The sequence below is a fragment of the Streptomyces sp. TG1A-60 genome, from assembly GCF_037201975.1.
Taxonomy (GTDB): domain Bacteria; phylum Actinomycetota; class Actinomycetes; order Streptomycetales; family Streptomycetaceae; genus Streptomyces.
This window is the reverse complement of the sequence record NZ_CP147520.1, coordinates 352,410-366,168: the sequence shown is the minus strand read 5'-3', so window position 1 is coordinate 366,168 and position 13,759 is coordinate 352,410. Positions and strand designations below refer to the sequence as shown.

Genomic DNA, 13,759 nt, shown 5'->3' with positions numbered 1-13,759 from the left:
GTCAGCTCTCCCGGTTCCCGGTATGGCGCAGCACCACGACCTCCCACTCGCAGCCCAGGACGAGTTGGTGATCGCGCAGGAGCAGGGCGGGCACCGTTCCCGGTACCCCGATGTTCTCCCGCAGCCGGCCCGACGCGAGGTCCCAGACGCGCAGGGCGCAGTCGTCGGCGGCGACCACCACCGGTACTCCGAAGACGACGCCGCAGGCCACAGCGTTGACACCGCCCGATACCTCCAGCGGATCCAGCAGCGCGGTGCCGCTCGCCAGGTCCCAGACACGTACGGTGCCGTCCTGCCCGCCGGTGACCGCGACCGCAGTGCCGTCGTCGCGCACCGTGCAGGCCAGTGCCGTCGCCCATCCGTCGTGCGCTGCGACCGGAGCCCGCGTGGCCAGGCCGGTCTGCAGGTCCCAGGTCCGCAGGGTGCCGTCGTCACCGCACGAGACAGCGGTAGGTCTACCCTCCACGTCCACGCGGGCCACGGCGTTGATGCCGCCGTGATGGCCGGCGAACGGCAGCCCCCGCCTCTCACCGGACGTCGCGTCCCAGCAGAGCAGCAGCCCGTCGGCACCCCCCGACAGCAGGACGACGCGACCGTCGAGGTCGGTGGCCGTGAGCGCGTGCACGGGGCCGGTGCCGGTGGTGACGGGGGTGCTGTACGGTGTGCCGTCGGCGACGTCCAGGAGGTGGATACGGCCGTCGGCTCCCCCCGCCGCAAGGACCGGCCGGCCGTCCAGGACGGTGCTGGTGAGGGCGTGCACGGGCGCGTCGCCCGCGGCGATGGGGGTGCTGCCGTACGGAGTTCCGTCGGTGAGGTGCCAGCGGTGGATGTGGCCGTCCGCCCCCGCCGAGGCGAGCAGGACGCGGTCGGGGAGCGTGGCGATCGAGAGGGCGGTGACCCAGGAGGTGTGTCCGACCGGCGTGCTCGGACGCTGACGCTCCCACGGCACGTTCCACACCCGTAGCACCGGATCCGTGCCCGCGGAGATGACGACCGGCGGGTCGGACTCCGGGTGGGCGAGAGCGGTCACCGCGCCCATGTGGCCGACGAAGCGGTTGACCTCCGACAGCAGGCGGTTGTCCTCCTCCGGGTCCCAGCTGCGGATCGTCCAGTCGCTGCCGCCGCTCAGGATCCGGACGCCCTCCTCGCCGGTGACGCAGGTCAGCGCGGAAACTTGGCCATCGTGCGGCGCGGCCGACCGCGCGGTCAGTTCGTGGGTGCGGGCGTTCCACAGCCGTATGTGCCCGTCCTTTCCGGCGGTCACGATCTGCTCCGCGCCCCGGGCCGTGAGGGCGATGAGGGCCCTGACCGGTGACGGGTGGCGGATTCCGGGGCCCTGTTCCTCCTCGGTGACGAGCGACCAGAAGCGGACCCGGTCCGCGTCGTCCGCCGTGACTGCGAGGGCCTTGCCGTTCTCGTCCAGCGTCTGCGCGAGCGCGGTGATCCGGCCCTGACCGCGGGGCAGCCGCAACGGACTCACCGGTTCGTCGCCGTGGAGGTCCCACAGCAGCAGTCGGCCCGACTCGTCCGCGGTCAGCGCGCTGGGACTGCCCACCACCTCGCCGCACGCGAGAGCCTGCACCGTGGCGGTGTGCCCCTCCAACGCCAGGCTCCGGGGCGTCAGATCGGGCAGATCCCACAGCGCCAGCGCACCACCACTGCCCGCACCCAGCAGGACGGGGGCACCCTCGACCTCCGTACAGACCAGAGCCTGTACCTCCCCGAACCGAGGGGCCGACGACGCCCGCTGTCGCCCCGTGCCGGTGTCCCACACCCGGATCCTGCCGTTCCTGCTCCCCGTGACGACGAACGGTGTGTCGCCGATCGTGGTCGCCGCCAGGGCGGTCACCCGGTTGTCCGGCATTTGGAGGGTGAACGCGTGGGCCGCGCTGATCCGGCCCCCCGTCGCCCAGGAGGGACGCCAGAGCATGAGGGAACCGGTACCTGGGGCGGGATCGGCGAGCCGGTCGGCGAAGGTGCGGGCCTCGTGCCGGACCGCGTCGAGGGCCAGGATGTGGCGCCGCTGCCCGGCTTCCACCCGACGGTGCAGATGAGCGCTCGTCCGGTAGACGGCGGCCGCACTGCGCGCCGGCTCCGAGACGGCGTGCCGCAGCTCGGGCACGAGCCAGTCGGGGTCGGCGTGCACCAGGAACTCGGGGTCGCCGCACAACTCGTCGAACCGGCCGGCGTCCACCGCGTGCTGGGCCAGGTGGCGAAGCTGATAGCTGTGCGGCTCACTCCATGACGGGCGGTCGTCCGGGCCCGATCGCAAGGCCCCCAGCAATGCCTCGTAGACCAGGATCTCGGGGGTGTCGGACAACTGCGTCCCCATGGGGACTGGGTGTCTGCGCAGCTCGTCCGCGACGCTCTTGTGCAGCAATCCGTACAGCATCGTGCCCCGGTCCGGCACCGAGCGCAGGAACGCCCGCACGTCGTCCAGGAGTTGTCCCACCGTGGTGTCGTCCACCCGCACGGGGGCGGACGCGAACGCCCGGGCCACGGCGGTCACCGCCGACACGGGCATACCGTCGCCCTGCGCGAACGCGAGGGCCGCGAGCACCGGACGCAGCAACTGATGGGTGTGGTCCTGACCGAAACTCAGGTCGAGGAGCCCGGGGAGTGTCAGGGGTACCTCGGCGCCGAGCTCCCGGGCCGTGGCCGCGTCCCCGAGCCGGGGGCGCACGGAGTCCTGGAGTACGTACGACGTGTACAGCGCCACCATGAGGTAGGGGCCGGTCGCGGTGCCGGCGATCGCCTTGGCCGTGGCGGCGGCGAACCCGGTCACCGCTTCCTGGGCGGGACCGTCCGCCATGGTGCCGCCGAGCGCGACGGAGAGAAGCTTGACGATGTACTCCCGCAGGTCCGTCTCCAGGTCCTCGGGTCGGGTGGCGTCCAGGTCGACCAGGACCCCCGATGTCGCGGCCGAGTCCACGAGCGTCGTGAACGGCTCCTCGTCGCGGGCGCCCAGCAGGAGCCGGCACACAGGTCTGCCGTCGGGTCTGACGGCCGTGCCGAGCGGCTGGAGCAGCGTCGTCACGGCCTCGTGCGGGTACCGCATCTCGTCGAGTGCGTCGACGATCACCACGGGAGGCGGGCCCGTCAGCCGGCGGAGCGCGTCGATCAACGCCTCCACGGTCCAGTCGGCGGGTGCCTCTCCGTTCGGTGCCGCTGGTCTCAGGCCCAGTTGCCGGACCACCGCGTCGACGATCTCTCTCAGCGTGCGCTGCCGGGCGTGCACGGCGGCCGGTGGAGCGCTCACCGTCACGGACCGGCCCGGTGGCTCCCACAGCGGCCTCGTCCGTGCTCGCAGCTCCGGATGGGCGGCACAGAGCACGACCCCGATGAGCGCCGACTTGCCGGCTCCCGGGCTGCCCGTGACCACACAGATCCGCGAGGCGGTCTCGTCCTCCAACCAGTCGGCCAGGAGAGCTGTCTCCGCCGCACGGCCGGTGAACAGGCCTTCGCCGTCCTGGGCCCGGGACACCTCGGGGAAGCCCGCCCCGCCGCGGGCGTGGCGGGCGAAGTGGGCCAGGCCAACGACCTCGTCCAGGAACGCGCCCAGCTCATGGCCCAGTTCGGCGCCGATCTCGCTGCGGACACGGTTGCGCCGGCTGGAGTCATGGCACGGGTTGGGCAGGAAGGGAAGGTCGGGAGCGGCCCTGTCGACCGCGACGGCGGTGACCCGTTGGCGCAGACCGCCGGAGGCTTCGGCAAGGAGATTCACCCGTGCCTGGACCTCGTCGACGAACCAGTAGTAGTCGATGAAGGGGCGACTGTCGTCGTACTGGATCCGCTTCTCCGCGATGTCGTTCAGCACTTCGGCGACCGCCCGGGTGAACCGTCCGTCCAGGGCGACCTGCGCTTCGCCCGCCGCCGCCACCACCCAGGCACGGTTCGAACCGTCCAGGGAACGCAGCTGCCAGTCCTGTCGGGCTGCCTTCCCCGCGTGGCACAGATCGAGGAGGAAGAGTACGGCCGGACGGCCCGGGAAGTCCTCGATCGCCGCCAGCCACGCGTCCACCGAGGTCTCCGGCAGATACGCGCTGTCCGATCCGAGAACGTACAGCCCGGTGGCGCGGGGCAGTCCGTGACTGAGTACGTGCACGATCAGCACGTCGTCGCCGGAGGACTCCATGAGGGCCTCGCGCATCGCGGCACCGAGCGCGGCCGCCGTCGGACCGGGATCGTTGGCCGTGCCGGTGATCTCGGTGCCGAGGGTGGTGAGCGTGGTGCAGACGTAGCCGAAGGCTTCGTGTTCGAGGGCTTCCTTAAGGGCCGTCACATGGTCGAGGGCGAAGGGAAAGGGATCGGGTTCGTCCTCGTCCTCGCTCCCGAAATCGGGATGGGGCGCGAATCCGGAGACACCGATGCTCAGGGCGCGGCGGCGCACCCCGCGGACGGCTTCGACGTCCGGTGCCGCGTCGGCCGAGTCGCCCTGGGGCCGGGGCGGCTCTCCGTCCGGCCGGGCGGGCGTGGACGGTTCCCCCGTGGTGGCTGTCACGTCGCGCCCGGCTCCTGCCGCGACCAGTCCACGGGGTCGGCGCGAAGCGCCGCCGCGTCCTCCCCGGCACCGCACTCCTCCAATACGTCCGCGAGCAGCGCCACCAACGCCTGCACACCGGGATGCCCGGCATCGGAGTTGGCGGCCAACCGCCGCAGAGCGAGCGTCCCCAGCACCCGGCAGCCCGTCGTGTCGCCGCAGGCACGCAGGTACCGCAGTTGGCGCAGCACGAGCTCGCGGACGTAGGCATCCGTGTCGCCGAGGGCACCCACCGGGTCCAGATGCCGGGTCAGCGCGCCGAACCGGGACCACAGTGCGGGGACGTCCGGGGCGTCGCGGCCGTAGTACTCGACCATCCGGGCGCGCACCGCCCTGCGGGCCTCGGCCAACTCCTCTTCGGGGAACCGCTCCCGGCAGGCGCGCCGGACGGCCGGGTGGACGAAGACGTACTCACCGCCCGGCTCACCGCCCCGCAGCAGGGCGAGGCGGCGCAACGCGGTGAGTGCCGGGTCGAAGGCCTGTCCCGACTTCTTCGGCGATCGGCCGACCAGCAGTGTCAGGGGCACGGGGCCGGCGGCGAGGACGGCCAACCGGTGCAGGAGGTCCCGGGTGGACGGTTCCGTACGCAGGACATGGTCGAGGGAGATCCGGCACGCTTCGACCGCCGGGTCGGACGCTGTCGAGGAGCCGTTCCCCGGCCCGGTGCGCTCCGGACCGGCCTCCGGCAGCTCGCCGGTGACCGCCAGGAAGGTGGCCGCCAGCTCCAGCGCGAGGGGAGATCCGCCGAACCGCTCCGCGAGGTATCGGCCTTGCGAGGCCGTCACCTCCGTGGCGTGCAGCCGGGCCAGTGGGAAGGCCTTGCGGCGCCTCAGCGCGGGCACGCGGTGGACGGCGAACCCCTCGGGCCAGTCCGGGACCGAAGAGGTGATCAGCGTCGAGCGGCGGCCGCCGGGCAGATCCGGCAGTACCTCTCCGGCTGCCGCGCCGTCCATGATCACCAGCCAGGACGGTTCGGTTCCCTGCCAGCTCCGCCGTGCCAGTTCGTCGGCGAGGCGGGCCCGGTCGGCGCCGCCGACGGAGGATGACCCCGCAGACAGCCACACGACGAGGTCGAACGCCGAGCCGAGGGTGTACGCGTACTCCACCGCGACAGCCGTGGCACCCCCGCCCTCCGGCGAACACAGGACCTGGGGCACCGTCCCACCGCTTGTCAGCGCCCGGTGCAGCTCGTCCAGCAGCCGCTCACGGTCCAGCAGTTGGGCCGGCCGGGGCGGCACAGCGCCCCACACCTCGTGGGCGCCCGATGCCGCGTCGGTCGTCAGGTCGGGCATCCGGTGGCGTTCCAGACTCCGCGCGACCGTCTCGTACTTCGCGTCGAGTCGGCGCAGCACGTGCGCGGACACCTCGGCGAACGGCCGGTGTCTGCGCAGCTCCGCGACCGCGGCGTCGTCGTTGCGCAGCAGTGCGGCGAACTCGACCCGAGAGCCGTGCGCGGTTTCCAGGTACTCGGTGACGTACTGCAGGATCTGCCGTGCGGCCTTGCTGCGGAGCGCGCCGAGGAGTTCCGCGCGTACCCCTGGGCGGAAGTCGAAGACGATGTCGTCACCTCGTGCGCCGACGCTGTCCTCGGTGCGTTCCAGAAGGCCGCTGAGATAGATCTCGGCGAGCTGGGAGGGGCGCGGGTCGGCCAGCATCCGATGCTGCACGATACGCATCACGGGTGGACTCAGCGCGACGGCGGACAGATACACGATCAGGTTGTAGGCCTCCGGGCTGGCGTCGTTTCTGAACCGCTGCACTAGTTCGGTGGGGAGAGCTCCGCCGCAGTCGGGTCGTCCGGGAGCTCCGGCCGCCGCAGGGGCGATGAGCCGACCAGGGTGACCAGGGATTCGACGACCGACGACTCCCCGCTGGTGAGGGACGCCCACGGGCCGATCGAGTCGGGGTCCAGCAACAGCACCGGTACGGGCATGGGCGCACCGGGCTTCACGAGCCGGGTGTTGGCGGCGCCCGGGCCGGGCGAACGCAATGTGACCTTGTGTAGATTCAGGGGGCAGCGCTCCCACATCCTGCGGGGCAGGGGCTGCACGATGGCGACCGGGCCGCTGCGCCCCCAGAGCCGGAGCAACTGTTCCAGCGTGCCGTCCGACCACGAGGGGCTGATGCAGTCCGAGACCACGAGCACCACCCGCCGTCCGGTCGGATCGACGAGTTCGCCGGGGCTGCTGTAGGCGGCCGACGTGGTGGATGCGCGGGCGGGGAGTCCACGCCGCAGGACGACCCCGAGCGAGCGGGACTCCTCCGAGGGCAGCGACCACACCTGGACCGACCGGAAGGCGCCGGCGGTGTCCAACAGGTCCCGGAACTCGCGTACCGCGCGGTCCCACACGGCCATGGACACGCTGTCGTCGACGACCAGGGCGACGTCAAGCCAGCGCACCGGAGCGGGGCGCAGCACCGGGAGCCAGAACCCGGTGTCGGCGATGCGCTCCACGGTGGCCTCCTCGTCCAACTGCAGCTCGGGCCCGGGCCCGGGGAGGGTACGGCTTCCCAGGGGGCGCAGTGCCCTGCGTAACGCGAGCACATTGCGCAGTGCGGGCGTCGTCGGCAGCCGCACCGGCGTCGCGTTCCCGACCGCGTCCTGCCCGCCGGGCAGGGCCAGGCGCGCCGACGCGGAAGCCACGTCCCGTGGCACGTCCGCGTACAGCTGGACGCGCTCCGAGTGCGGTGGGTCCGCCCCTGGTGGTTTGGTACGGCCGGCCGGGGGCCCGGAATCCGGCTGGGACCAGGTGTCCGGCACCGGTGGCCGTTCCCAGCCCCAGGTATGGGGGCGGCCGTCCGACTCCCGCGAGAGGCGTTCCGCCAGCCACAGGACGTCGGCCAATTCCTGCCAGGTCGGCTGATTCTCGACGTCGGTCAGGAGTCTGGTGATGAGATCGTCGGTCATCAGAACCCTGGGTCCAGCCGCCTCATGACGGTGCGCAGCACGCCGTCTCCCTCACGGGTCTCGCGGAGGCCGTCATCTCCGCCGCTGAGCAGCAGATAGACCGCGTTGAGCAGTTGATCGGTGGCGAGGGCCTCCGTGGGCCTGCGTCTGACGAACTCCTCGATCAACGCCGCCCCTCGTTCCACGGCCTCCCGCCCGAGATGCGCCTCGACGATTCGGACGAGCAGCTCGATGTCGGGCTCGGGCAGGTCGAGACGCAGACAGCGGCGCAGGAACGCCGGAGGGAACTCCCGCTCGCCGTTGCTGGTCAGCACCGTGAAGGGGAACGCGTCGGCGCACACGCGTCCTTGGTGGACGCGCACTCGCTCGCGTGGGCTGTCGTACACCTGCACTCTGGCCTCCGGATGGTCGAGGCGGGCGAGTTCGGGGATGATGAACTCGCCCTCTTCGAAGATGTTCAGGAGGTCGTTGGGCAGATCCGGGTCGCTCTTGTCGATCTCGTCGATCAGCAGCACCCGCGGCACGCCACCGGGAAGCAGCGCGGTGCCGAGCGGGCCGAGCTGCAGGTATCTGCCGATGTCCGGGCCGGGATGGTCGAAGTAGGCCGAGTCATCTGCGGGCGCCGTCGCGTCCGCTCCCAGGTTGGCGTCCTGGAGGCGGCTCAGCGCGTCGTACGTGTACAGGCCGTCGCGCAGGGTGGAGCGGCTGGTGATCGGCCAGTTCAGCACATGGCCCAGCCGCAGCTCGTGGGCGACGTGGTACGCGAGGCTGGACTTGCCCGAGCCTGGTGGACCCGTGACGAGCAGGGGGCGTCGCAGGTACAGCGCGGCGTTGACGACGTCCACGATCTCCGGCGTGACCTGGTAGACGGCGCCGCGCAGCCGGGTGTCCGGCGCCGGACGGCCGTACGGCCACTCCGCCGCCGAGGGGGCGCGCCACGGCGGAGGCGCCGGCAGCATCGCGATGCCGTCGTGTGGTACTCCCGTGCCTCGGTAGACGTGCCATGCGTGCGACACCAGCGATGCCTGCCCTTCGTTCATGAGGTCTCACATAGGTGCTTGGAACCCTCCGGCCTGAACCGGGGAGCGTTCCGGGTCGTCCCAGAGCAGAGCGAGGCCGGCGAACCGGTACGTGTCGTCCAGCTCCGCGGTTCGTCTGCGCAAGTCCAGGATGGTGTGCGGAAGTCTGGCGCGTCCCCCCTCGTCGGCCAGTTCGGGAGCCAGACTCTCCCTGAAGAAGTGCGTGCTCTCGGTCCCGCCTCTGCGGTCCCACAGCATGATGGGCACCCCTGACTCCAGGGCTACCTCCAGGTGTTCCTGGAGCCTGTTCCCCCGCTCGTCCCAGGTCGCCGTCCCGGCGAACAACACGCAGAGAGCGGGCTGCATCCGCGGCACCAGGTCGCGTCGGTCCGCGTCCGAGTGCCCGGCGTCGAACAGGAGGGACGACGAGGCGTCCAGGTGTTCGTGCCGCAGTCGCCGCCACTTGGCCTCCCACAACCGGCGTACATCGGGATCGCGTTGGCGGTCCTGGTCCCGTACGACGACGGGATACAGACACCCCAGCGGCTGCTCCGGGCCGCTGACGGACTCCGACACCGGCCATTGCTCCACGGGCAGGTTGATCAGTTCGCGGGGCAACATGAACTCGATACGGCTCGGTCCGTCACGGTCGTACTCGCGCGCGGTGACGAGGAAATCGTCGATCCTGGCCGAGATCTGGTCGAGGCGCTGCGGCTCGTCCTCATGGACGAGGGGCATCCACTGCCGGTCCCCGTGGCCGAGCCACACCGAGAGCAGATACTCCGGACGCCCCGGCAGAAAGGGCTGGAGACGCAGGACCAGGGTCACGCTCTCCCGTGGCCCAGGGCGGTCGGGGACGGTGGGGCCGGCCTCTCGCACGGCGGGGACGCCGAGGCGTTCGGCGACCCGGTCCGCCCACTCCCGCAGGCGCCGACGGTCGTGTGGCGCCGAACGATCGGCGAGTGCGAGAACGAAGCGCACGAGCGGGGGGACGTCCCTGGACGGACTGATGAGGTCTTCCAGTAGTTCCAGGGCGTGCCGAAGGTCTTCCGGCCGCTCCGGGACCAGTGGCGCCGCCCAGGCGTAGGCGCCGCGCCAACTGTCGTTCTCCCGAGGGTGAAGCATGCTCAGCAACTCGTCGCGCTCGTCCCCGGTGAGCAGCGGGGGCGAGGCGAGCCGGGGCGTCAGCTCACGAAAGCGCAGCGTCTCGGCGATGTCTCCGTGGAAGTCGCGCAACAGGTCCACGAGAACGGGCATCACGTCGGGCCGCCGTGTGCACTGGCGGATCAGGGAGCGCGCCTGCTGGAGAGAATCGGCTCCCCCGACCTCGATCTGTTCACCGGTCTCCGCCGCCAGTTCCTCCAGGAGCACCCGGCGCGTCTGCTCGTCCCGGAAGCCGTCGAGGCGCAGCAGGATCCGGGTCAGTTCGTCCAGAACCGCATCCGGGCCGTTCAAGCGCGCGCCACGGTCGAGCCGTCTGACGACATCGCGCCTCCATGAGGTCTGTATGCGGTGCGGTGAGGGGCCGAGATGGTCAAGTGCAGGCACATGGTACGGAGTTGCGGAGCCGTGTACCTGCAACTTCGCTCGAATGCCGACGAATCCCGAATCGGACGCGCGCCGGGCCGCCGCCCGCCTGACCAACCTGTCCCGCGTGAACCCCCTGCCGTCCCCGACCCAGCCGGTCCTGATCGGAGCAATGCTCAAGACCTGTGGATCGGCCTCGGGAGGGGTGCCTCGCGAAACGCGGAGGGCGTACCTTCCCGAGTGATCGATTGATGGTCACCGAGTAGACCCGCGTTGCACCGCGGGTTGGGAAGGCACGCCCGTGCTCAGCGTAGTCAACAACGACGGAACCACCGAGACCGGATCCCTGATGGACGACATCGTCCGTGAGGGTGCCCGGCGGATGCTCGCCGCGGCCCTGGAGGCCGAAGTCAACCAGTACATGGCTGAGTTGGCTGGTGAGCGGGACGAGGTCGGCCGCCGTCTGGTGGCCCGCAACGGCCATCATCGCGAGCGGACGGTGACCACCGCCGCCGGGCCGGTCGTGGTGAAGGCGCCCCGCGTGAACGACAAGCGCGTCGACGTGGAGACCGGTGAGCGCAAGCGGTTCTCGTCGAAGATCCTCGCGCCGTGGTGCCGTGGCTGCGTGAATCGACCGAGTCATGGGCGGATCTGCTGTGTGACTGCCGCCGACGCGGCATGCGCGATCCCGAACTCGTCGTCGGCGACGGGGCGATGGGCCTGTGGAGGGCCCTCGCAGAGGTGTTTCCCCAGGCCAGACACCAGAGGTGCTGGGTTCACAAGGTCCGCAATGTCATGAACGCGCTACCGAAGTCGGCTCAGCCCGGCGCGAAGAAGGCCCTGCAGGAGATCTACAACGCCGAGGACCGTGACCACGCCGAGAAGGCGGTCAGGGACTTCGAGCGTGCCTACGGAGCGAAGTGGCCGAAAGCGGCCAAGAAGATCACCGACGAGGCCGACGAGCTCCTCGCGTTCTACGACTTCCCCGCCGAGCACTGGGTGCACCTGCGCACGACAAATCCCATCGAGTCCACTTTCAGCACCGTGAAGTTGAGGACCAAGGTAACCCGCGGGGCCGGCAGCCCGGCCGCGGCCCTGGCGATGGTGTTCAAGCTCGTCGAGTCCGCCCAGGCCCGCTGGCGAGCGATCACCGCACCCCACCTTGTCGCCCTCGTCCGCAACGGCGCCCGCTTCAAGAACGGTCACCTCGTAGAACGCCCTGAAGTCGCCGCCGCCTGAGCAACCCCACTGATCCACAACTCTTGACAATTACTCCCAGCACCCCACACCCAGACACACGGCGGCGCTGGCCGCCCGGGCCTGGTGAAGGGTTTCGCTGGTGCGGCTGTCGTACGGATGATCTAAGGTCGCGCTGTTCTCAGGGGAGGGGATGACGCATGGTGCGTGCGGGGCGGTGGGCTGTGGTGTGCGCGGCCGCAGTGCTGGTGATGGTGGGGTGCGGGCAGCGAGAGGCGCAGTACGGGTCTGACTTCGCGAGCGCTGAGGAGCTACCGGAGAAACTTGGTGCGGACGGCACCACCATCACGGTCGGCGATCCCGACGCGCCGGTGAAGGTTCACCTGTATGAGGATCCCCGCTGTCCGTACTGCGAGGATTTCGAGACCACCGGCGGCGGTCCGCAACTGCGAGAGGCAATGCTCGAACGCTGGACAAGAGCCGAGTACACCCTCGCCTCCTTCCTGGACGACCGGGTCGGCGGCACCGGTTCGAAGAAGGCGGTCAACGCGCTGCGCGCCGCGCTGGAGGAAGGCAAGTTCGTGGAGTACCACGAGGTGCTCTACGCCAACCAGCCCGAGGAGAGCATCGACGGCTACACGGACGCCTACCTGCTTCGACTGGCCGGCAAGGTGGAGGGCCTGCGCGGCCCGGAGTTCGACGCGGCGGTGAGATTTATGAAGTACCGCGGCTTCGTTACCGCCTCCCAGAAGGCTTACGAGAAGGCCGGGGGAGCCAAGGAACCCGAAGGCCCAGGTACACCCACGGCCGAGATCAACGACAAGCGGATCCCGCTGCTGTACAACGCCCTCCTCCTGGAGAGCGACACCTTCGCCGAACTGCTGCAGAAGATCCACGACCAGCCCGGAGAGTGGGAGGACACCACTCTGTAAACCACCGGGCCCTGCGCCGCCAGCTCAAGCGGCTCGGCAAGGAAGAACGGCGCTGCCGCGGCCCTCGGTTGGCCGTGGAATCCCGTGTCGAGTGCCATGCCACTACAACGAACCGCACCGTCCGGTGCCGGATGGTCAGCAGGATCGATCCAGCGCCACGCAGCGGCCAGACTTGGGGTGGGCAGTGTCACCGGCCCCGCGACAGGAGCCACCGGTCCCCGCCCTGAGCCGCGCAGCAACAAGGAATGAGGATCCACCGGCCGGGACTCGACCGACCGGGGTGGCACCGTGCCGCCCTCGTCGGTCCCTCACCGCAGCGAGAGCTGGAATCTCACGGGGTCGGCCAAGGCAGCTTCCGTATGGCCTGCTGACGTCACGTCCCCGTACCGGGGTCGGCGAACGGAGGCGAATACGCCGAGGCCTCGCTGAGCTGCTCCAGGACGGCGCGCAGATCGTCGTGGCGGATCTTGGGGTGAGCCGGGGCGGGGCCGGGTGGGCGCTGCGCGGGAACGGCGGACAGGCTCGGTGCCCGGACTTGCAACGGAGCATCGGCGAGCTGCAGTCGGGCGGGCCAGGACATGGACGGCAGCCGGTAGACGGCGTCCTGGCACCAGGCGGCCGCACCGGCGTTGGCCTTGGCCGCGATCTTGCGGGTCAGGCCGTCCCGCGCGCGACAGTGCGCGCGGGACGTGGAGATCAACAGACACCTCGGCGACAGCGGGGCGAAGACCTCGATCGTGTCGGACAGAAGCGGGGGAGTGATGCAGAACGTGCCGTCCTTGCGACGCAAGGCCACTCCGCCGTCGGCGAGAACCAGCAACGGCTCCTTTGATCGCAGCAGCACCAGGCGCCGACCCGGGCTCGCAAGGAGGTCGCGCGTGCGCTGGAAGGCGCGGATCGAGGCGCGCAGCGCCGCACGCGGATCACTGAGAGGTGTGCATCGTGAAGTCGCAGGTCACGGGTCTGGTGTGAATGGCGAGTTGGGTACTCGTGCCGGTCGGCGGACGATGACCATGGCGTAGATCATCGGGCAGGTACGGCTCCGGCGGGATGCCGGGTTCGGCTGCGCCCACGACCGGCCCCCGCCTACGATCCGTCAGCAGGTCGGCACGCCGTGAGGACGCGGGAGGGCGCGGGTGATGCAGGAGCGGCAGTGGATCACCGCCCGCCGGAGTGAACTGGACGCCCTCGCCGAGGAGTTGACCAAGCAGCTTCAGGAGGTCCAGGTCGAGCGGGACGAACTGGCGATCGCGGAGCGGGTGTTGAACCGCCTGGCCGAGCAGGTCCAGGCCGACGCCGGGGATGTCGCTCCGGTATCGGCGCAGGTGGCCGGGCGGGCAGTCCTGCTCATCCCGCACCGCAGCGACGCGGCCGACGAGGGCGCGCTGCCCGGCGACTACCGCAAGATCCTGGCGATCGTGCGGGAGGCCGACGGCCCGGTGCAGGTCAGGGCGGTCGGCGAGCGGCTGGGCCTGGACGCCTCGGTGCGCGGCAAGCTGGAACCTCTGCGGGCCAAGATGACCAAGCTCGCCGACCGCGGCTGGCTGCACGAACGGCCCGACGGGCGGTTCGCTGCACGTCCGTGAATGCGCGGGGCGCGCCCGTAACTGACGGGCCCCCGACGGCAGTTGAGTTT

General features: G+C 70.7%; 8 protein-coding genes and 1 pseudogene. 3 read left to right on the top strand and 6 right to left on the bottom strand.

Annotated features, from left to right (window positions below):
* Position 1: 1 nt before the first annotated feature.
* The 5 genes from WBG99_RS00910 to WBG99_RS00890 are packed head-to-tail and all read right to left on the bottom strand — an operon-like array spanning position 2 to position 9,922.
* Positions 2-4,501, bottom strand: a complete 4,500-nt coding sequence (locus WBG99_RS00910; RefSeq protein ID WP_338894440.1) for an AAA family ATPase — start codon at positions 4,499-4,501, stop codon at positions 2-4.
* Positions 4,498-6,300 (bottom strand): hypothetical protein, encoded by a 1,803-nt coding sequence (locus WBG99_RS00905; protein ID WP_338894439.1) that lies wholly within the window; start codon positions 6,298-6,300, stop codon positions 4,498-4,500. Before WBG99_RS00905 ends, WBG99_RS00910 begins: the two co-directional genes overlap by 4 nt.
* The gene (locus WBG99_RS00900; protein WP_338894438.1) at positions 6,300-7,448 is read right to left on the bottom strand and encodes an SAV_2336 N-terminal domain-related protein; all 1,149 of its coding nucleotides are present in this window, start codon (positions 7,446-7,448) and stop codon (positions 6,300-6,302) included. Before WBG99_RS00900 ends, WBG99_RS00905 begins: the two co-directional genes overlap by 1 nt.
* Entirely contained in the window at positions 7,448-8,488 is a 1,041-nt protein-coding gene (locus WBG99_RS00895) for a MoxR family ATPase (protein WP_338894437.1), read from the bottom strand. Before WBG99_RS00895 ends, WBG99_RS00900 begins: the two co-directional genes overlap by 1 nt.
* A gap of 6 nt (positions 8,489-8,494) precedes the next feature.
* Positions 8,495-9,922, bottom strand: coding sequence for a hypothetical protein (locus WBG99_RS00890; RefSeq protein WP_338894436.1), 1,428 nt, complete (start codon positions 9,920-9,922; stop codon positions 8,495-8,497).
* Positions 9,923-10,295: 373 nt separating this feature from the next.
* Between WBG99_RS00890 and WBG99_RS00885 the strand changes: the two are divergent.
* Positions 10,296-11,233 (top strand): annotated as a pseudogene (locus WBG99_RS00885) (IS256 family transposase).
* 209 nt (positions 11,234-11,442) lie between these two features.
* On the top strand, positions 11,443-12,123 hold the full coding sequence (locus tag WBG99_RS00880; RefSeq protein ID WP_338900162.1) for a thioredoxin domain-containing protein: 681 nt from the start codon (positions 11,443-11,445) through the stop codon (positions 12,121-12,123).
* 373 nt (positions 12,124-12,496) lie between these two features.
* On the opposite strand, the gene WBG99_RS00875 is transcribed toward WBG99_RS00880, so the two are convergent.
* A complete protein-coding gene (locus WBG99_RS00875; protein ID WP_338894435.1) occupies positions 12,497-12,967 on the bottom strand; it encodes a hypothetical protein in 471 nt (156 codons plus the stop codon).
* A gap of 295 nt (positions 12,968-13,262) precedes the next feature.
* Between WBG99_RS00875 and WBG99_RS00870 the strand changes: the two genes are divergently transcribed.
* Entirely contained in the window at positions 13,263-13,709 is a 447-nt protein-coding gene (locus tag WBG99_RS00870) for a hypothetical protein (protein WP_338894433.1), read from the top strand.
* Positions 13,710-13,759 lie beyond the last annotated feature (50 nt).